Annotated in this window: 17 protein-coding genes; 8 read left to right on the top strand and 9 right to left on the bottom strand. The window is 65.2% G+C overall.

Annotated elements, in window-relative coordinates:
• Positions 1-249 precede the first annotated feature (249 nt).
• The 3 genes from ACYQR9_RS06595 (at position 250) to ACYQR9_RS06585 (ending at position 2726) form a co-directional block, all read left to right on the top strand.
• Positions 250-1203 carry an MBL fold metallo-hydrolase gene (locus ACYQR9_RS06595; RefSeq protein WP_461229093.1) on the top strand — a complete coding sequence of 318 codons (954 nt, stop codon included), beginning with the start codon at positions 250-252 and terminating at the stop codon, positions 1201-1203.
• Positions 1204-1514: 311 nt separating this feature from the next.
• Complete coding sequence (locus tag ACYQR9_RS06590) at positions 1515-2273, top strand: SDR family oxidoreductase (RefSeq protein WP_461229092.1); 759 nt, start codon at positions 1515-1517, stop codon at positions 2271-2273.
• 12 nt (positions 2274-2285) lie between these two features.
• On the top strand, positions 2286-2726 hold the full coding sequence (locus tag ACYQR9_RS06585; protein ID WP_207410998.1) for a hypothetical protein: 441 nt from the start codon (positions 2286-2288) through the stop codon (positions 2724-2726).
• Between the two features lie 3 nt (positions 2727-2729).
• Here ACYQR9_RS06585 and ACYQR9_RS06580 read toward each other — a convergent pair whose 3' ends face one another.
• Together ACYQR9_RS06580 and ACYQR9_RS06575 are read right to left on the bottom strand one after the other, a co-directional pair.
• Entirely contained in the window at positions 2730-3629 is a 900-nt protein-coding gene (locus ACYQR9_RS06580) for a sigma-70 family RNA polymerase sigma factor (RefSeq protein WP_461229091.1), read from the bottom strand.
• On the bottom strand, positions 3616-4011 hold the full coding sequence (locus ACYQR9_RS06575; protein WP_461229090.1) for a hypothetical protein: 396 nt from the start codon (positions 4009-4011) through the stop codon (positions 3616-3618). The genes ACYQR9_RS06580 and ACYQR9_RS06575 overlap by 14 nt, the downstream gene beginning before the upstream one ends.
• Positions 4012-4692: 681 nt before the next feature.
• On the opposite strand from ACYQR9_RS06575, the gene ACYQR9_RS06570 reads away from it, so the two are divergent.
• From ACYQR9_RS06570 to ACYQR9_RS06555, 4 genes are all read left to right on the top strand, one after another.
• On the top strand, positions 4693-5238 hold the full coding sequence (locus tag ACYQR9_RS06570; RefSeq protein ID WP_461229089.1) for an RNA polymerase sigma factor: 546 nt from the start codon (positions 4693-4695) through the stop codon (positions 5236-5238).
• Positions 5239-5445: 207 nt separating this feature from the next.
• Positions 5446-6453 carry a FecR family protein gene (locus ACYQR9_RS06565; protein WP_461229088.1) on the top strand — a complete coding sequence of 336 codons (1008 nt, stop codon included), beginning with the start codon at positions 5446-5448 and terminating at the stop codon, positions 6451-6453.
• A gap of 161 nt (positions 6454-6614) precedes the next feature.
• Positions 6615-9107 (top strand): TonB-dependent siderophore receptor, encoded by a 2493-nt coding sequence (locus tag ACYQR9_RS06560; RefSeq protein WP_461229087.1) that lies wholly within the window; start codon positions 6615-6617, stop codon positions 9105-9107.
• On the top strand, positions 9108-9329 hold the full coding sequence (locus tag ACYQR9_RS06555) for a hypothetical protein (RefSeq protein ID WP_461229086.1): 222 nt from the start codon (positions 9108-9110) through the stop codon (positions 9327-9329).
• 723 nt (positions 9330-10052) lie between these two features.
• Here the strand turns inward: ACYQR9_RS06555 and ACYQR9_RS06550 are convergent.
• Entirely contained in the window at positions 10053-11042 is a 990-nt protein-coding gene (locus tag ACYQR9_RS06550; RefSeq protein WP_461229085.1) for a zinc-dependent alcohol dehydrogenase family protein, read from the bottom strand.
• A gap of 126 nt (positions 11043-11168) precedes the next feature.
• Between ACYQR9_RS06550 and ACYQR9_RS06545 the strand changes: the two genes are divergently transcribed.
• Complete coding sequence (locus ACYQR9_RS06545; RefSeq protein WP_461229084.1) at positions 11169-12053, top strand: LysR family transcriptional regulator; 885 nt, start codon at positions 11169-11171, stop codon at positions 12051-12053.
• A gap of 266 nt (positions 12054-12319) precedes the next feature.
• On the opposite strand, the gene ACYQR9_RS06540 is transcribed toward ACYQR9_RS06545, so the two are convergent.
• From ACYQR9_RS06540 to ACYQR9_RS06515, 6 genes are all read right to left on the bottom strand, one after another.
• The gene (locus ACYQR9_RS06540; protein ID WP_461229083.1) at positions 12320-13072 is read right to left on the bottom strand and encodes a TerC family protein; all 753 of its coding nucleotides are present in this window, start codon (positions 13070-13072) and stop codon (positions 12320-12322) included.
• 150 nt (positions 13073-13222) lie between these two features.
• Positions 13223-14194, bottom strand: a complete 972-nt coding sequence (locus ACYQR9_RS06535) for a tripartite tricarboxylate transporter substrate-binding protein (RefSeq protein WP_461229082.1) — start codon at positions 14192-14194, stop codon at positions 13223-13225.
• Between the two features lie 66 nt (positions 14195-14260).
• A complete protein-coding gene (locus ACYQR9_RS06530; RefSeq protein ID WP_056428081.1) occupies positions 14261-15766 on the bottom strand; it encodes a tripartite tricarboxylate transporter permease in 1506 nt (501 codons plus the stop codon).
• Positions 15767-15781: 15 nt separating this feature from the next.
• Positions 15782-16447 carry a tripartite tricarboxylate transporter TctB family protein gene (locus ACYQR9_RS06525; protein ID WP_461229081.1) on the bottom strand — a complete coding sequence of 222 codons (666 nt, stop codon included), beginning with the start codon at positions 16445-16447 and terminating at the stop codon, positions 15782-15784.
• 710 nt (positions 16448-17157) lie between these two features.
• Complete coding sequence (locus ACYQR9_RS06520; RefSeq protein WP_461229080.1) at positions 17158-18291, bottom strand: FAD-dependent monooxygenase; 1134 nt, start codon at positions 18289-18291, stop codon at positions 17158-17160.
• A gap of 161 nt (positions 18292-18452) precedes the next feature.
• Positions 18453-18866, bottom strand: a complete 414-nt coding sequence (locus tag ACYQR9_RS06515; protein WP_461229079.1) for a DoxX family protein — start codon at positions 18864-18866, stop codon at positions 18453-18455.
• Positions 18867-19098: the final 232 nt, after the last annotated feature.

Genomic DNA, 19098 nt, shown 5'->3' with positions numbered 1-19098 from the left:
CTCTGCGGGGAATGCGACGCGCCCATACGTGGAAACCCGACGCTCGGTACCAGCTTCGAAGCTTCTTATTGGTCGGAAGAGGGACCGTCCGCTCCAGAGGGGAAGTATCGAGGAGAACCGTTCATCCAGAAGCGATGAGTTCGAGGGCTCATCGCTCATGTCACATCTGCCGACCCAGTCTCGTCTTTGTGGCATGACGCGCGTTTCTTGATCCTAACGAGCCAGATGCAAGCGCGTCCCACGAAAGGGATGACGATGACGACTGCAGTGACAACCAATATCGGACGAACCGATCCCGGATATGCTGGCGCTCCACCTGTGGGGGCTGAGGAGTTGGTGCCCTCGCGCTACGCAGTGCGGATCGGTGAGATCGACGTGCTGGTCGTCAGCGACGGAGTGCTGCCGCTCCCGACCAAGATGTTGGGACACAACGTCGAGGCGGCCGAGAGGGCGACTTGGCTGAGCGACATGTTCCTGCCGCCGGACGCGTTCGACTGGTCGCTGAACGTGGTGGTTGTCCGCAGTGGCGGCCAGACCATTCTCATCGACGCCGGATTGGGGCTGGACCCGAACCTCAACCTGCCGCGGGCCGGGCAACTGGTCAGGCGATTGGAGGCCGCCGGTATTGATCTGGCGTCCGTGACCGACGTGGTGCTGACCCATATGCACATGGACCATGTCGGCGGGCTCCTCGTCGAGGGAGTGAAGGAGCGGCTGCGCCCGGACCTGCGGATCCATGTGGCGGCCGCCGAGGTCAAATTCTGGGAAGCGCCCGACTTTACTCATGTCGACATGCCACAGGGGTTCCCGGACGCGCTTCGGGCGGCCGCCAAGCGGTTCGCGCAGGAGTACCGCAGCCAGTTGCGGCTGTTCGATGAAGAGCACGAGGTCGCGCCGGGGGTGGTCGTCCATCGCACCGGTGGCCACACTCCCGGGCACAGCGTGGTCCGCCTGGCATCCGGCGGCGACCGGCTGACATTCGCCGGCGACGCCGTGTTCACGGTCGGGTTCGAGCACCCAGACTGGCACAACGGCTTCGAACACGATCCCGAGGAGGCGGCTCGCGTTCGCGTCAGGCTTCTGCGGGAGCTGGCGGCGACCGGTGAGCAGTTGATCGCCACGCACCTGCCGTTCCCGTCGGTCGGTCGGGTCGCGGTCGATGGCGACGCCTTTCGGTGGGTTCCCGTGTTCTGGGACTACTGAAGGCATGGGGTCAGTGCCGACCCGGTCGTCCGTTGGAACCATGGTTCGCGCACGCATGATCCATCCGCAATGGCCGCTCCTCGGGATCCGTCCCGAGGAGCGGTTTCCATGGGATCACGCCGTCCCGGCACGCCCGAACCGGGACGGCTTTTCTCCGAGGCCGCGCCCGTCGCGAGCATCCCACATGGCGAGCCCTCGCCGGTCCCAAGTCGGACGCATCGATCGTCCGCGCCGATGTCACACCGCGAGGGGCATTCCTCGTCATGACGGCGACCGGTCCCGATGGGACTGGAGACAAGATGGAGCGTCACATGAAGATCGTCGTCATCGGCGGCACGGGGCTGATCGGCTCGCAGGTCGTCACCATTCTCAAAGCCGCCGGCCACCAGGTCCTTGCGGCCTCGCCGAATACCGGCGTCAACGCCGTCACGGGCGAAGGCCTCGCGGAGGCGTTGCGGGGCGCCGGCGTGGTGGTCGACGTCGCCAACTCACCGTCCTTCGCCGACGAGGCGGCGATGGACTTCTTCGTTCATGCCGGACGGAACCTCGCGGAGGCCGAGAAGAATGCCGGCGTCTCCCACCATGTCGCGCTCTCGGTCGTCGGGACCGAACTCCTGCTCGACAGCGGCTACTTCCGAGCCAAGCTCGCCCAGGAAGAACTGATCGCCTCGGCGGGCGTGCCGTGGACGCTTGTCCGTGCCACGCAGTTCTTCGAATTCGTTGCGGCGATTGCGGAGGCCGCCATCGTCGACGGCGTTGCGCGCGTCACCTCCGCGTCGATCCAGCCGATCGCATCGGCCGATGTGGCCGCGAAGGTCGCCGAGTTTGCCCTGGCGCCACCCCGGAACGGCATGATCGAGATCGCCGGCCCTGACCGGCTGCCGATGGCCGAATTGGTGAAGCATCACTTCGACGGCATCGGCGAGACACGCGACGTCATCACGGACGACACCGCACCGTATTTCGGGGTGGTCCTTGGAGGGCCTTGGCTGACGCCCACCGGGGACGCGTGGCTTTCGCAGCGGCGCTACGGCGACTGGCTGGCGGCGCAGCCGAAGCGCGTGGCCTGAGGCTCCCCGCCGGTGGATGCGGCCTATATCTCAGCGCTGTCCGCGCTTGCGGGGTCGGCCATCGGCGCGATGGCCTCCTTCGCGACCACATGGTTGACGCAGCACAGCCAGGAGCGCGCGACGCTCCTGGTGCAGGATCGCGCGCGACGGGAGGCACTCTACGGCGAGTTCATCCGCGAGGCCTCGACCCTGTTCGGCGACGCCTTCGAGCATGACCTCGACGACCCGGCCAAGCTGGTCAACCTCTATGCCATCGTGAACAAGATCCGGCTCTTCGGAGAGCCGGAGACACTCGAAGAGGCCGAGCGTGTCATGCAGCGCATCGGCGAGACCTATTTCGCTCCCAACAAGGATCTCGCCGCCTTCTCGGACATCCGCCATGCCAGGGACCTCGATCCGCTCTGCGCGTTCTCGATCGTCTGCCGCAGGGAACTGGCAATCGCCCGCCGTTGAGGCTCAGTGAGACACCGGCGCTCCCAGCATCCCTCCGAACCGCATGGCCATCCTCTGGAGCTTGTCCGGATTGCGGGTGAAGTAGATGCCGACGATCAGTCCGGCCTGAATATCCAGGGCGACGGTCTGGAGCATTCCGCCCGGCTCCAGGCTGACATAGCCCGGCAGGCCATCGATCCAGAGGTCCTGCAGCTTTTGGGCATGCTGGATCCACGATTTTCGCGTGGCGCCCTCGAACATGCGCGTGACCTTGTCGATGCCGACGATGGGCCGCGGGAATGCATGCACCTTTCCGCCGCCGTCCGAGTGCACGACGACGGCATCGGCGAGCATGCTGCGCAGGGCCGCGACGTCGCCTGTCGCCGATGCCTCGAAGAAGGCTTTCGCGATCCGCGCACCCTCCTCCCTCTCGACCGGAAAGCGCGGGCGGGCGGACTGCACGTGCTTCCTGGCCCTCGCGGTGAGTTGACGAACCGCCGGCGGCTCACGCCGGAGCGTGACCGCGACGTCCGCGAGCGGGACCGCGAAGACATCGTGCAGGAGAAACGCGGCCCGCTCCAGCGGCGAGAGCCGCTCCAGGGCCAACATCAGCGTGAGTGTCAGGTCGTCGCCCGGGTCTTCGTCCGGGGCCATGGCGACGGGCTCGGGCAACCAGGTCCCGAAATAGGTCTCGCGCCGTACCCGCGCGGATTTCATGACGTCCAGGCAGAGCCGCGTGACCGTGCGTGACAAGAAGGCACCGGCCGAGCCGACCTCGGCATGGTCGACGCGCCGCCAGCGGAGCCAGGCGTCCTGTACGACATCCTCGGCCTCGCCGATGGACCCGAGCATGCGGTAAGCGAGCCGGACGAGCCGCACCCGCTCCTGCTCGAAGACGAGGGTCGGATCGTCAATGGTCGGCATGGCGGAACGACCAGATGCTGAGGGCGACCGCAATAAGCGCAGGAAGTGTCACCGCGGGGAAGTCGCGAGGCAGAACCTCCGGTCCGCAAATGCCGACGGCCACCTCCCAGACATGGAACAGCGCATGGCCCGAGAGCCAGGTCGCACCCATGGTCCAGAGCAGGACACGCGAGCCGGGTCTCACGACACCGTACACAAATCCCGACCCGATCAGCACGAAGATCAGGCCGATATCTCGCAGGAAGTGCTGATTGAACGGGCCTGTCGAGGTCACGCCCGGCACCGCGAAATACCAAGCCTCGGGTGCGGCGAGCATGTAGAGGCCATTGCCGATCAATCCTGCGCCAAGAAGGCCAGCCAGCAGCCGAATAGCTTTGGTCATCGCACTCTCCCCACGTGATTGGTCAGTGTGGGTGACGACGCGCCAAGGCCGGATGTGACATGGGATGGGTCTTATCCCGGCACTTTCATCGGCGCCTTCGGTCTTGCACGGCGCACCTCACTGAATTCGAGTCGGCTGCGCTGATGTTCGAGTGTCGGGAAGTTTGAGCGTGCCGCGAAGAGATTCGGCCGCTGTAGCGCGGGCATGATCGCGTTGGTTTCGACCAGTGATTTCGATCGTTCCTGCGATGTCGGCAGGGGCAATGCGGCATCGAAGCAGTGTCAGGCATCCGGTTGCAAGGACGCCTCACCGCAGCCTGTTTCGACGCACGACGAACGGGCAATGGAGTTGGGCTGGACGGGGATCTGCCTCCGAGAAGTGGGCGCAGGAGGTAAGGCGATGCGTCACTGTATGACATCACTCGGGGGCACACGGAGTAATCGCCGCAAATCCATTTGCGCTCCGTACAATGAGCCTCCTCGGTGAGACGATCGAGGAGCGCATCGATGTCGTAGCTGCGTACGCTCCTTGTATGGCGGCGGATTGATTATTTCATTGTATCAATTCTAATATTGATCACATCACTGCTCTGTGTGAATTGCCTCTTGTGTGTGTATCGGAATTTTGCAATCCGATCCTTTACGCGCATCTGTTCCAGGATGCTTTAACTCGGCACTCGAAATGCTCCGCGTTTCCCGAACGCAGTCCGAACAGGAGTCCCGGCTAGGCATACTTTATCGCACCCATCGCGAGGCACTTTTGCGGTTTCTCGGTCGCAAGGTGGGTGTTCACGAAGCCTCCGATCTCGCGCACGAGACGTTTCTTCGGGTGGCCCACGTCGCCCTGGACGATCCCCCGCTGCAGAACGAACGCGCATTCCTGTTCAAGGTCGCGGCGAACTTGGCGATCGATCATCGGCGAGCCGAGGCACGTCGGGCACGCCTGCTCACCGCGGAGGACATTGCCGCCCATCTCTCGGTGCCGGATGACGCACCGGGACCGGACCGGGATGCGAAGGCACGTGCCGATCTCCGCCGTCTGACACAGGCGCTGTCCGAGTTGCCGCCTCGCCGGGCGACCGCGTTCCGTCTCAGCCGGATCGAGGGCATGAGCCATGCGGCCATAGCCACGCATCTCGGTGTTTCGCTCCGCACGGTCGAATCGGAGGTTCGGATGGCACTGGACCATTGCGCCGAGCGCCTACGGATCGGTCACCATGGACGCTGATTGCGGGGCGGCACGGGCGGAGGCGTCTTCCATCGTAACGGCCCGCAACCGAGGGCCTGTGTTGCAGAGTCATGCCAATAACCGGCGAAGGCTCCGAGCATCCGGTCGGATAGGCTGTCTAAGCCGTCGCTCCGGGAGAGTAGCCCTTGCACGCCACAGTCTGGGAATGCTCTTGCGGCGTGTCCACGAGGAGAAGGCACGAAGGCTATGATGGCCGGGGATCACGACCGGGAACTCGGATCCGGCGACGCGGCGGCCGTCGAACGGGAGGCTCGTGCCTGGATCGTGCGGTTGACGTCCGGGACGGCAACGCATGCCGATGCGGAGGCCCTTACCGCGTGGCGCACGCGGCCCGAGCACGATGCCGCTTTCATCGCGGCCTCAAAGCTGTGGCGCCAAGCCGGTATCGCGCTCCCGAAGCAGGTCGCACCTGCCCTTGTCCGCGAGGCACCGCGTGACATCTCCCGCCGCCGGATACTCCGGGGGGCGGGGCTGGGAATCGCCTCGGCCTCCATCGCCGCGAGTGGGGCTGCCTTCCTGGCGAACTGGCCCGAACTGAGCGCGGATTTCCGAACCGGCACCGGAGAGGTACGGACGATCGATCTGCCGGGAGGGGTCCGGATCGAACTCGATGCCGAAACCGCTCTCGATGCCGGGACGGCTGAACCCGACACTTTCGTCCTGCATGCGGGAGCCGTCGCCGTCACGGTCCCCGCCAATGCGCGTCCGATCTCCCTGACGGTCGGTCCGGCGCATGTGGCCGCGCGTCCCGGGATGGCGACGGAGTTCGTCGTTCGCTGCCGTCCGGCCGAGGGGCTTACCGGCTGGACCGGCGGGACGGACGCCGAACTCTCCTGCATCTCGGGCTCTGTCGAAGTGGTGGCGGAACCGGGCGCGCCGCCGACGGTGCTGGCCGCCGGCCAGGGGGTCGACACGAAGCGTGGGGCGCGGGACATTCATTCCATCGACACGGCGACGACAGCGGCGTGGCGGCGCGGCCTTCTCGTCTTTCGCGACACGCCGTTGTCTCAGGTCGTCGACGATCTCAACCGCTATCGCCCCGGTCGGATCGTGTTGGGCAGTTCGGCGGCCTCCGCCCGGCGGGTGACGGGCATCTTCCACCTGTCGCGTCCGGAGGAGGCACTCACGAACATCCGCACCGCCCTCGCTCTCTCCGAATTCAGGCTCGGCGACCGGCTCGTCATCCTGCGCTGACCCGTCACGGACTTTTCTTGCGGGGTGACGGGCTCCGCAGCGTCTCAGGAATCAGACGGGCGATCACGACCCGTCGCACAGCGGTGGCAAGCCGCCTTGAGACGATGGGGCTGATGACGGTGCGGCGTAGCAGACAAGACCGGGGACGGGACCAGTACCGGATGGCCATTGGATTGAGCGGTCTCGCGACATTGGTCGCCGCCATGCCGGCTCCGGCTTCGGCGGCGATCGAGCATGCCGGCCCGGCTGCAACGATGGGTCGATTACATCTCGTCCAGGCATCGGCACTCATGCCGGCCCAGGACACGGTGATCGACTTCGCTCTTCCCGCCATGCCCCTCGACGAAGCGCTCGCGGCCTATGGCGCGGCCAGTGGCGTTCAGTTGATCTATGACAGCAGCGCCACCCAATATCTGCGCTCGGTCGCGGTCGTCGGACGCTACGACCGTGCCGAAGGGTTGCGGCGGCTCCTGGCCGGCACGGGACTGACGCCCCAGTTCACCGCCGAGCGATCCGCCACCCTCCTGCGCGTGGTGGCACAGGCTGGTATCGTCGCCCCGGATCAGGCCGGGGCCGTTGCCCTCGACATGCTGGAGGTGTCGGGGGAGAACGCCATCGGTCCCGTCCACGGCTATGTCGCCCGCCGCAGCGCAACCGCGACCAAAACCGGAACGCCGATCCTGGAGACCCCTCAGGCCATCAACGTGGTTGGGCGGAAGGAGATCGAGGACCGTCAGGCCCAGAGCGTCAGTCAGGCCCTGCTCTACACGCCCGGCGTGATGAACCAGTACGGCACAGATGTGCGCTATGATTGGCTCTACGTCCGCGGCTTCGTACCGGGCCGCTACCTCGATGGATTGCGGTTGCCCTTCGGAGCCCGGGGCTACTCGCAACCGCGTGTCGAATCCTATGGTCTCGAGCGTGTCGAGTTGCTGAAGGGGCCATCGTCGGGACTGTATGGTCAGAATTCCCCAGGGGGCCTGCTCAACCTCGTGAGCAAGCGCCCGACGGCGACACCTCTGCGTGAAATCCAACTCCAGACCGGTAGTTTCGGGCGTGCGCAAGCCGCCTTCGACCTGTCCGGGCCGATCGATCCTGAAGGCAAGATCCTCTATCGGCTGACCGGTCTGGCCCGCACCACGGGAACGCAGCTCGATTATCTCGAGGAAGACCGCGTCTTCATCGCGCCGAGCCTCACCCTGCGGCCGGATGCCGATACGTCCCTGACGATCCTGTCACAATATCTCAACATCGATTCGCCCGGCGGGGGAGCGCCTCAGGGATTGCCCGCCCTGGGCACACTCTACGCGAACCCGAAGGGCCGCATCCCTACGAAACGCTTCATCGGAGAGCCGAATTACGACCGGTTCAAGCTGCAGCAAGGCTTCATCGGATACGCGTTCGAACATCGCTTCAACGACGTCTGGACCGTCCGGCAGAACCTGCGTTACTCGCATGTCGACGCCAATACCCAGCGTGTGCAGGCAATCGGCCTCGGCGCCGATAACAGCACGCTCTCCCGCTACGCCTGGGCCTTCCCGGAGCGGTCGGACCTGTTCAACATCGACAACCAGGCCGAAGCCCGTTTCTCCACCGGCCCCTTCGCGCATACGCTTCTCCTCGGCGCGGACTACCTGCGCGAGGATGCCCGGTACGATGAGTCCCAGCTCCGGATCGTGCCATCCGTCGACGTGTTCGCCCCGGTCTATGCAGGCACGGTCACGCGTCCCCCGCTCGGTACGCGGATCACCCAGGGACGAAACCAGACCGGACTCTACGCGCAGGACGAGATCCGCTTCGGCGGCTTCCGCCTGACCGTCAGCGGGCGTCAGGATTGGGCCGACGCGGTGACCCGCACGACGAATGCCGCGACCGGCGCACTCACGCGAGTGAAACAGGATGACGCTGCTTTCACGGGCCGCGTCGGGCTGAGCTATCTGCTGGACGGCGGATTGGCCCCTTACATCAGCTACGCCACCTCGTTCCAGCCGACGGCCGGAACGGACCGCGCCGGTCAGCCCTTCGCACCGACGGAGGGTGAGCAGATCGAAGGCGGCATCAAGTTTCAGCCGCCCGGTACGAACCTCCTGATGACGGGAACGGTATTCGATCTGACGCAGAAGAACGTTCTGACACCGGACCCGACGGATTTCCGGTTCAATGCACAGACCGGCGAGGCCCGCGTCCGCGGCGTGGAACTGGAGGTCAAGGCAAGCCTGACCGAGAGTCTCGACCTGATCGCCTCCTACGCCGCCATGAACAGCGAGATCACCAAGGCGAATGCGAACGCGGCCGGGGCAAGCATCATCGGGAACGAACTCCCCTTCGTGCCCCAGCACCAGGCATCGGCTTGGCTCGACTACACGTTCCGAACGGGTGATTGGGCCGGGCTCGGTCTCGGGGCAGGCGTGCGCTACATCGGCGCCTCGGTGGGGGACAACGCCAACCTCTATCATATCCCGGTCGTCACCCTGGTCGACGCGGCCGTTCGGTATGATTTCGGCTACCGCTATCCAGCGCTGAAAGGCGTGGATCTCGCCGTCAATGCGACGAACTTGTTCGATAAGACCTACGTATCGACCTGCATCGCCGCGACCGGCTGCTTCTACGGCAATCGTCAAACCGTGCTGGCGACGCTGCGCTACCGTTGGTGAATGGCTGAAGAGGACTCAGTCCCAAGCGAAACGGTATTGCCGCTTTGCTTGGAACTCATCAAATTTTGCCTGCTGGCTGAATTTGAACATTTTGACGAAAGCGCAAAGATTATCTGCTTTGCGCTATTCGTTTGGCAAATCGCGGTAATCTGCGTTGCTGCACGCGATCATATCGGCATCCCCGCGGCCGAATATCCCTCGCCATTGTTCAATGATGCCTGAACGTTGCAGTCGTTGGCCTGTATAGGAAACGAAGCAGCGAGGAACCATTTCGCACACGATTCGATCGTCGGCGCAGGCCCCGTTTGCGTAGGCCGGCGGGACGTAGGCGACGCCAGCCTTCCCAGACATCGTAATGCGCTGCCACCAAGACAGCGCGACTTAGAAGTCGGTCCGCTCGGTAGTGAAGTACTGGCCATTTTCGACGGTGCTAGGATGCGCCGCCCAACTTGAATATGGGGGTATCCTCCGTAATCGGCACCATTACGCCACGGCCTGCCCCATCTGGTGACCCAAGTACAAAGTTAGCGCGTCAGCGGCCGTGTGACGATGGCGGAGCGAGCGAACGGCGCTGAGCTGCTTGGCTCTGCTGACCAGATGACGACCTCTGGCGCTGGCGGGTGGCAGCCGACCGACTGGTCTGGGCGGATGCTGTTGTAGCGCCTCCGCCATAGCTCGATCACGAGGCTGGCCTCCTTGAATAATTGGCAGATGAATAAGCTGGCAGAACGAGCCCGGGCCGAATTAGGCTGCTGGATGGTTAGCCCAGTCGTCGCAATCATTCTGGACGTCCGCAAGCGGACGCGTCCCCCATAGGCGGCCCTACCGAGCCCTCGCGCCGCGGCTAGAGCTGCGCCCGACCACGTTGGGTCGGGACACATCTCTAAGCCTCTGTTTGCCGCGCTCTTTTTCGCCGAACCGGCATCCACTTCGGCGGAGAGCGCTCTAGACCGTAACGACGATCTTTCCGATCTGCTCGTTGCTTTCCATGAACCGATGCGCCTCGGCGATGCCATCGAGTTTGAAGGTTTTCGCGATGACTGGCTTGAGTGCCCCTGACGCGAGGCCCTCGACGATATACACTTTGGCCTTCCGAAGACGCTCCGGGTCCTGGGTGATCTCGAAGAGTTGGTAGCCGCGCACGGTGAGGTTCTTGCCGAGCAGCGACAGGACCGGGATCGTGATGGGCGTGGTGTCGAGCGCGCCGTACTGAAAGAAGATCCCGAGGGAGCTCAACGCCTCAAGGATCTTGCCGACCTCCGGTCCGCCGGCCGGGTCGAAGGCGACGCGAGCGCCCTTGCCGTCCGTGATCCGCCTCACCTCGGCGACGAGGTCCTGCTCCTCCGTGGCGATGACATGGGCGGCACCATGGGCCAGGAGTTCGTCGCGCTTGTTGCTGCGCCGGGTCAACGCAACGGGGATGGCGCCAAGCGCCTTTGTGATCTGAATGGCGGCGAGCCCGACGCTGCTGGACGCAGCGCGGATCAACACCGTCTCGCCGGCCTTCACGTCCGCGATGTCGATCAGCGCACCGTAGGCGGTCGTAAACATCATCCAGGCAGCGGCCGCCTCCTCCCAGGACAGCGTCTCCGGGTGCTTCACGACACCGGTGGCCGGTGCGTTCACGAGTTCGCCGTGCAGGCCGTACTCCCCCAGCATGAAGCAGGGAATTACGCTGACGGCATCGCCCACCGCGAGGCCATCGACGTCCGGTCCGAGAGCTTCGACGGTGCCGGCGGCCTCGTACCCGAGGATGGCCGGGAAGGTCGGCTCGGTGACGTACTGGCCGGTCCGGAACATCACCTCGGCGCGGTTCAAACCCATCGCCTTGACCCGGATCTGGACCTCGCCGGCCTTCGGCGCCGGTACCGCCACATCCTCGACCTTGAGGACCTCGGGGCCCCCGATTTCATGGAAGCGTACGATGCGCGTCATGGGTTGTTTCCTGTCGTGGGCGCCATTCCCGCGGATCGGGGATGGGCTGGTGTCTCGAACCTAAGGATGGGCGACTGCTGCAATAACCTGCTAGTTTCTGCGCGCGGTGATGAATGAAAGTGAACAATGCGCGCGAGCGAGCTCGGTGAGATGTCGACCTTCCTGGCAGTCGCCAAGCATCGCAGCTTCCGGAAAGCCGCAACCGAGCGCGGCGTCGCTTCCTCCGCTGTCAGCCATGCAATCCGCAGCCTCGAGGAACGCATAGGCGTTCGGTTGCTACAGCGCACGACCCGATCCGTTGCTTTGACCGACGCAGGCGAACGCTTTCTCGCCGAACTCGCACCCGCCTTCGACCAGATCGCGAGGGCTCAGGAGAGCCTGAACACCTTCCGGGAGACGCCGTTCGGCATGGTCAGGATCAACCTGCCCACCTCGATTGCCCCCTTCCTGCTGCGCGACGTCCTGGTTCCGCTGACCGAAGGAAATCCGGGTCTGCACCTCGACGTCGTGTCCACAGACCGCTTGGTCGACATCGTCGAGGAAGGTTTTGACGCCGGCATCCGGTTCGGCGAAGTGCTATCCCGCGACATGGTTGCCATCCGGATTGGCCCGGTGCAGCGTCTCGTCGTGGTGGCTTCGCCGGATTACTTAAGCAAAAACTCTCGTCCAGAGCATCCACGGGACCTCGCACGGCATACCGGCATCCGATACCGCTTCCCCAGTGGCAAAATCTTCAACTGGCGGTTCGAGCGCGACGGCGAGGCCATCGAGGTCGAGGTCGATGGTCCTATCACCCTCGACGACCAGCAACTGATGATCGAGGTGGCCGCCAAGGGAGGCGGCCTCGCCTACGTCTGGGAGGATCGCGCCAAGCCGCACCTCGACGCCGGGACGCTGGTCCTGTGCCTGGAGGAATGGTGCCCCGTGAAGGAAGACTTGTTTCTCTACTATCCGAGCCGGCGGCATGTCTCCGGAGGTCTTAGGGTCTTGATCGACCGCATGCGGATCTGATCGAACGATAGCCGACTGACGGCAAACCACCCGACCTTACCGTTGAGCGAACCGGCGGTTGGTGATTGAAAACAACAACACCCCGCCCAAGCTGGTGACGTTGACCACCTGAGTTACCGTAGCCTTTGCCTTACGGCCAAACGCATCAGCCCTGCCCCTTGAAGACGAGGCTTTTCTCATATCGGGGATCTGTCCTGCTGACGCCGGAGACAGTCGTGCGATGCACCGGAGAGGTGACGCGAAGCTCTTTCTTTCTCGTGCTTCTTTCAAGTCCCGAGCATGTCCGCCTCTGCCCTGCCCACGGCCGCTGCCTGTTGCTGCGCGACGGCCCTGTCGGATCTGCGCTTGAGACGGAGGCCGATGGCAATGACGAGGGTAGCGCCGAGCACACCTATCGCGTGCGGGACCAAGCCCTGCAGGGTTGAGGGCATGAGCGCGACCATGTGCTCTTGAACGAGCCGATCCGTCGCGATCATCTCGCCGGCCACCCAACCCAACAGCCCGCCGCCGAACCAAATCAGGATCGGGAACCGGTCGATCAGCCGGGTGATCAGGCTGGCGCCGACCACAAGCAGCGGTACCGAGAGAGCCAGGCCGATGATGAAGAGTTCGTCGTGTCCCTTGGCGGCGCCCGCCACAGCGACGACGTTGTCGAAGCTCATCACGGCGTCGGCCACCACGATGGTCCAGATCGCCTTGGGCAGGCTGGAATGCTCCTTGATGGCGCTCTCATCTTCCTCCTCGCCGCGCACGAGCTTGACCGCGATATGCAGCAGGATGAGGCCACCGGCCACCTTCAGCAGGGGCACCGCCAGCAACTGCGAGATGATGACGGCGAAGACGATCCGCAGCAGAGCCGCCGCGAAAGCGCCCGCGAACACGCCGATCCGCCGCTGCCGCTCGGGCAGGCCGCGGCAGGCCATGGCAATGACCACCGCATTGTCGCCCGACAGGATGATGTCGATCCAGACGATCTGCAGGAGCGACAACAGGAAGGAGGAGGTGAGGTAGGATTCCACGTCGAAAACGCCTCTGCTGCTCCGGCTCGGCGAAGCGATCGAGCACTCGGCAGGTGCCCATTGTCCCGCCTGCACATGCGCAGACGGGCACCTCGGATTGTCGGCAGAGCCGGCAATCCCCCCAAGGAGATACCGGCTCTGATCGCGGGTTCAGGGATTGGCTTCGACGGCGGAGCGGAGCACGGGGGTCCACCGCGCCACCTCGCGTTCGACAAGCGCCTGCAGAGCGTCCGGGCCGGCCTCGGCATCCTTCGGCACCGTGCCGCCGAGATCGAGGATGCGCTTCGTCGTGCCCGGGTCCTTGAGCGCCGTCTCGAGAGCCGCCACGAGTTTGGCCCGGACATCCGCCGGCAGGCCTTTCGGCGCGAACACGGCGTTCCAGGCGCTGACCTCGTAGCCGGGCAGGCCGGCCTCCTTCGTCGTCGGCACGTCGGGCAGGCTCGGGGAGCGCTCGGGCGTCGCGATGGCATAGGCCTTGATCGTGCCGCCGGCGATCTGCGGGGCGACGTTGACGATCTGATCCGTCATGAAGTCGACCTGGTTCGCCATCAGGTCGTTCAGCGCAGGCCCCGTGCCGCGATAGACGACGAGCGTGGGTTTGGCGCCGGTGAGCGAGTTGAACAGCACGCCCGCCGAATGCGAGACCGAGCCGACGCCCGCATGGGCCTGGTTTATCGAGGGGCCGCCCGCCTTGATCGCCTCGATGAAGCTTTTGAGATCCTGCGCCGGGAAGCCCTTCTTGGCGACGATGACGATCGGCGTGCCGGCGGCGAGGCCGATGGGATCGAAGCTCTTGGCCGGATCGTATTTCAGGCCTTTGAACAGGGCCGGTGCCGCGCCGTGCGTACCCATGTGGCCCATCATGATGGTGTAGCCGTCGGGCAAGGCCTGTGATGCACGGGTGATGCCGGTGGTGCCGCCGGCTCCGGTGACGTTCTCGACAACGACCTGCTGGCCGAGCGCGCGGGACATGGGTTCGGCGACGATCCGCGCCACCACGTCGGTCGGTCCACCGGCCGCGAAAGGCACCACCATGGTGATCGGACGCTGGGGATAGGTATCGGCTGCAGCGCTGACGGCGGCGAGCGCCGACAGGAGGCCGATGGCGAGAGCCCTTCTCATGTTCCTCATCCTTTTCGTTTCTGGTTATCGTGTCCGCCGTCGAAGGACGCCGGGGCGTCCGCTCCGTCAGGCCTCCGTGAACACCTCGTCGCGGCTTCGCCGCAGCGACGGCAGCAGCGCCGCCGCCAGGATGGTGAAGGCGACGAGGAACAGCACCGCGCTGACCGGGCGCTCGAGGAACACCAGGGCGTCGCCGCGCGACAGGGTGAGGGCACGGCGCAGGTATTCCTCCATCAGCTTGCCCAGGACGAAGCCGAGTAGCAGCGGCGCGGGCTCGAAGCCGAACTTGATCAGCCCGTATCCGAACACTCCGAAGGCCGCGATCAGCATCACGTCGGTGGGCAGCGAGTTGATCGAGTAGATGCCGATCGAGCAAAACATCAGGATCGCGGGGAACATCAGCCGGTAGGGCACCTTCAGCAGGCGCACCCAGATGCCGACGAGGGGCAGGTTGATGACGAGGAGCATGAGGTTGCCGATCCACATCGACGCGATCATGCCCCAGAACAGGTTGGGGTTCTTGGTCATCACGCCGGGGCCCGGAACGATGCCGTGGATCGTCATCGCGCCGACCATCAGCGCCATCACGGCGTTCGGCGGAATGCCGAGGGTAAGGAGCGGGATGAAGGCCGTCTGAGCTCCGGCATTGTTGGCGCTCTCCGGACCAGCGACCCCTTCGATGGCGCCGCGCCCGAAACGGCTCGGATCGCGAGCGAGCCGCTTCTCGATCGTGTAGGAGGCGAAGGGGCCGAGGACGGCGCCATTGCCGGGCAGGATGCCCAGGATCGACCCGATCGCCGTCCCGCGCAGAGCCGAGGGTGCGGCCTGCCGAAGGTCCGCGAGACTGGGCAGCAGGCGGCCGATCCGCGCCCGGGCGATCTCACGGGTCTCGGTCTGGTCGAGGTTACGCAGGATCTCGGCGACCCCGAACAGGCCCATCGCCAGGACCGAGAAATCGACGCCGTCAGTGAGGAAGACGAGGCCGAAGGTCATGCGCTCCTGGCCGGTCTCGAGGTCGGTGCCCACGGCGGCGAGCAGGATTCCGACCAGGATCATGGCCACGGCCTTGAGCACGGAGCCGTGTGCGAGGACGACGGCGAAGGCGAGCCCCATCACCATCAGGGCGAAGTACTCCGCGGGCCCGAAGATCAGCGCGAGGCGCGTCAGCGGTGCGCCGAGCGCCGCGATCAGCAGCGTGGCGACGGTGCCGGCAAAGAACGAGCCGATGGCGGCGATGCCGAGGGCTACTCCGGCCCGCCCCTGACGGGCCATCTGGTGCCCGTCGAGGGTGGTGACGACCGACGTCGCCTCACCGGGGATGTTGACCAGGATCGCGGTAGTGGAGCCGCCGTATTGCGCCCCGTAATAGATCCCCGCGAGCATGATCAGGGCGCCGACGGGATCGAGCCCAAAGGTGATCGGCAGGAGCATCGCGATGGTGGCGATCGGGCCGACGCCGGGCAGCACGCCGATCAGGGTGCCGACGAGACAGCCCAAGAAGCATAGCGTCACGTTCTGCAGGCTCAGCGCGACGGCAAAGCCGAGGCCGAGATTGGCGAGGAGATCCGTCACGTGCCGCGCTCCCGATCAGGTCGACATCGTGTGCGGCGCGACGTCGATCCGACCTCGGTGGGTGGAGCGGCGCTGCATGGCGAGCAGGCCGAGTCCCGCAAGGGCGAGGGCGCCGGCCCCGAGCCTCAGCATCACGCGCGATGGGATCGTGCCGCTCGCCGCCTCGATGAGGACGGTGGGAAAGATGGGGATCGGCAGGTTGAGCAGGTCCCCGAACAGCATCATGCAACCGGCGCTGAGAAGCAGGGCCAGGATCAGAAGTTCGCGAAATCGCGCTTCGGGTGTGGCGTAGCCCCCGATGATCACCGCGAGCGGCCCCGCGACGATCAAGCCGAGGCCGGGACCGGCAACGGGGCCGAGGGAGACGGGACGGATCGTGACCGCGAAGGCAAGGATCGCCAGCACGACGGTGACCGGGCCGCGCAAGCCGAAGGTCTGGAGGCCCGCGCCTTCACGGACGAGCCCCGTCAAGGCCAGCACGCCGCCGCAGATGGCGACACCGATCGCGACCCAGTGCGGCAGCATGCCCGGTCCCATGGACCCCAGGGTGCCCCGTGGCAGATCGCTTGCGGCCCAGATGCCAAACATCCCAAGCAGAACCAGCGCGATGCCGGCCACGAAGCTCTGCGGCGCAGGCACGATGGACCTTGTCCGCCGCACGCCGTCGGATGCGTCACTCATCGTTTCTCCCCTACGCGCGCCGCCTTCGTTCTTCGGGCGGTCGTCACAGCGATGTTCAGATCAGATGTGTTCCGACGAAGCGTATCCTCGAGGACGGCCTCTGCGCGGCCTGGGCAGCTAACGCTTTCGCTCACACAGAAAAGATAGACCTAAAATCATAGGATCGCCCCTATTGATCGTTGTCAAGAGGCTATGCCCTGAACCGAAACCTCTAAAAGTGGCCATGCGTTAACAATCAACTTGTTTTGCAATCCGATCTCGCGGAGTGAAGCTACGCGGCAGGGCGCGCTTTAATCCATGTTCACCGAAAGATTTTGAGTGAGCGGGCTTCGTTCAACTGCGACCGCTTCCCGACCCGATGGTTCGGCGAAGTCCGCAAAGCAGTCGGATTGCGAAACACCATCGTCGGGTCGATCGGAAACTGCGGCTACAGGTTTCCTTCCGCAACCGATCCATCCGGACACTCACTCCAGCCTTCGGGCCATCGTTTTTTCATGAACGGTCCTTCTCGTGCGAGCCGAGCCATGCGCCGTCTAGCGTGGCTCATCCCCGCATAGGATCGGCATTGCCTGGTTCGCACCGATCACGGTCGTTAGCGAGCCGGCATATTCGTCTGTCCCGAGGACCAGCGTCCGGGAACGTTCTCCTGGTTCCCGCGGTCGGGGGTACGACCCCTCATCAGGGGAAGGATGGGATCGCCGGAGCCAGCCTCAGGCTGACACTGGGGTGCGAAGCGGGGAGTACGTGGCGCGGTAGCTGCGCGGGCCGATCACGGGAAGCAGGAGGTTTCTGGCCCAGCCCGGCATCCGCGCGGTGCGGGACAGGCGATCGGTCATGGCCTGGACATGGGCCACGCGAGGCCGGCGCAGCGCTTCGTAGTGTGCACCCACCGTGCCCCAGTCCGTTCTCTCCGCCAGCAGAGCGCTCAGCACGAGCGCGTCTTCCAGGGCGAGGGCGGCGCCCTGGGCCCAGACCGGCGCGGTCGCGTGCGCGGCATCTCCGACCAGCACCACCCGGTCCCGGTTCCAGCTCGGAATCCGAACCTCTTCGAGGGGGGAGTGATAGAGCCCGCCCGGCTCGGCCAGAACCACATCGAGGGTGTCGCGGACGAGACGCGGGAACGACGCGAAGGCAGCACGCGAGGCGGCCAAGTCCCGCCCCTGTCCGGCAGCCTTGACGACGGAGACCCAGCCATAGACCTCGCCCCGGCCGACGGGGATGAGCAGGAACAATCCGCCCGATCCCGCCCAGAGTGTCCAGGCGTCGAGGCCTGGATTCGGTGCCATGAAGCGCCAGCTCGCCGGGGCCAGCATCGCCGCGTCGGGCGCACGATCGCCGAACACGCTGCGTCGGACCCGCGAATGCACCCCGTCCGCGCCGACGAGCAGCCCCCGGGTTTCGACACTTCCGTCCAGGCATTCGGCGGTGACACCGTGCGGCCCCTGCCTGACGGCGGCGACCTCGCATCCGCTTCGGATGTCGTCCGGCTCGAGGTCGAGCGTCAGAAGGCGCAGCAGGTCGGCGCGACGGAGACAATGAGGCCGTGCCGCCTCGCCCCAGAACGCCGTCTCGTCGACGGCGAAGAGGAGGCGCCCGCTCTCGGTGCGGTATTCGCGCCGGTGAATGGGTGCGCCGACCCTGCGCAGGGCGTCGCCCAGGCCAAGTTGGCCGAGAGCCTGGACCGCATTGCCCGGCAGGTTGATGGCGAGGCCCGCATCCGCCGGCCCTCCACGCCGCTCCAGGGTGAGCGAAGGCAGCCCGCGCCGCTGCAGCGCCCGCCGCATGGCGAGGCCCGCGATGCCGCCACCGGCGATGAGAACTCGATCCTCTTCGTCTCTGGCCATACGACTTCGCAATCCTCTTCGCTTCTGCTCAATGCCAACGGTAAGGCTCGGCCAACGGGAAGGCTCGGCCAACGGGAAGGCTCGCGATCCTGCTTCTCGGGAATGAGCACCCAGAACGGATGATGCGAAGCGCTCTCGGAAAAGACCAGATCAAGTCAAGATCAGGACCAGTGGCGGCGTTCGGGTCGCGACGCGTTCATCAAGGGCATCGCGACAAACTCCGCATGACGGGGATAGGCAAGCCCGGCAAGCGCAATCAGCAGCACGAGCGGAGGTAGCATCGTCGCGGCAGGATCACCCGCATACCAGTGGCTGCCGACGGCGCCGGCCATCAGGATGGCGAGCAGTGTCGCTCCGACTGCGGTGAAGCCGCGAACCCAGAGCAATACCGCGCCGAGCAGTTGCAGAGCCCCGATCACGTACATGAACCAGAGCGGGTAGCCGAAGCGCTCGAAGCCGGCGACCTCGAAGGGCAGTGCGGCAAACTTCATACCGGCCGCAGCTGTGAAGATGAGCGTCAGTATCGCGCGCGCAATGAAGCCGCTGAATGTCTTTCGGTCCCATGTCTGTGCCATTGCGGTTCCCCTGTCCAAGTAGAGCTGTCCCCGCCGATACGGTGCCGAACCATGACCCAATTTGTTTTCAACGCGATGGCGTTGTCTTTCACGAGGCTCGCGAAATCTCCGCAACGGCCGAGGCCAGCGTGCCGATACGCGCCCCGTCGTCCCCGCAAGGCGTGATGCGGCGGAGAGAGTGTCCGGGCCGCCGCCGTGCGTACGGCGGCGGCCGTTCTACGGTTCCAAACCT

Source organism: Methylobacterium sp. CM6241, assembly GCF_054817845.1.
The sequence above is the reverse complement of the archived record's forward strand: the minus strand, read 5'-3'. Positions and strand labels throughout refer to the sequence as shown.

Bases quoted from the DNA above. Each gene is read 5' to 3' on its own strand.
- ACYQR9_RS06560 (WP_461229087.1), top strand. From the start codon at position 6,615: ATGGCCATTGGATTGAGCGGTCTCGCGACATTGGTCGCCGCCATGCCG.
- ACYQR9_RS06590 (WP_461229092.1), top strand. From the start codon at position 1,515: ATGAAGATCGTCGTCATCGGCGGCACGGGGCTGATCGGCTCGCAGGTC.
- ACYQR9_RS06515 (WP_461229079.1), bottom strand. From the start codon at position 18,866: ATGGCACAGACATGGGACCGAAAGACATTCAGCGGCTTCATTGCGCGC.
- ACYQR9_RS06580 (WP_461229091.1), bottom strand. From the start codon at position 3,629: ATGCCGACCATTGACGATCCGACCCTCGTCTTCGAGCAGGAGCGGGTG.
- ACYQR9_RS06520 (WP_461229080.1), bottom strand. From the start codon at position 18,291: ATGGCCAGAGACGAAGAGGATCGAGTTCTCATCGCCGGTGGCGGCATC.
- ACYQR9_RS06535 (WP_461229082.1), bottom strand. From the start codon at position 14,194: ATGAGAAGGGCTCTCGCCATCGGCCTCCTGTCGGCGCTCGCCGCCGTC.
- ACYQR9_RS06555 (WP_461229086.1), top strand. From the start codon at position 9,108: ATGGCTGAAGAGGACTCAGTCCCAAGCGAAACGGTATTGCCGCTTTGC.
- ACYQR9_RS06570 (WP_461229089.1), top strand. From the start codon at position 4,693: ATGCTCCGCGTTTCCCGAACGCAGTCCGAACAGGAGTCCCGGCTAGGC.
- ACYQR9_RS06595 (WP_461229093.1), top strand. From the start codon at position 250: ATGACGATGACGACTGCAGTGACAACCAATATCGGACGAACCGATCCC.
- ACYQR9_RS06565 (WP_461229088.1), top strand. From the start codon at position 5,446: ATGATGGCCGGGGATCACGACCGGGAACTCGGATCCGGCGACGCGGCG.
- ACYQR9_RS06550 (WP_461229085.1), bottom strand. From the start codon at position 11,042: ATGACGCGCATCGTACGCTTCCATGAAATCGGGGGCCCCGAGGTCCTC.
- ACYQR9_RS06525 (WP_461229081.1), bottom strand. From the start codon at position 16,447: ATGAGTGACGCATCCGACGGCGTGCGGCGGACAAGGTCCATCGTGCCT.
- ACYQR9_RS06575 (WP_461229090.1), bottom strand. From the start codon at position 4,011: ATGACCAAAGCTATTCGGCTGCTGGCTGGCCTTCTTGGCGCAGGATTG.
- ACYQR9_RS06545 (WP_461229084.1), top strand. From the start codon at position 11,169: ATGCGCGCGAGCGAGCTCGGTGAGATGTCGACCTTCCTGGCAGTCGCC.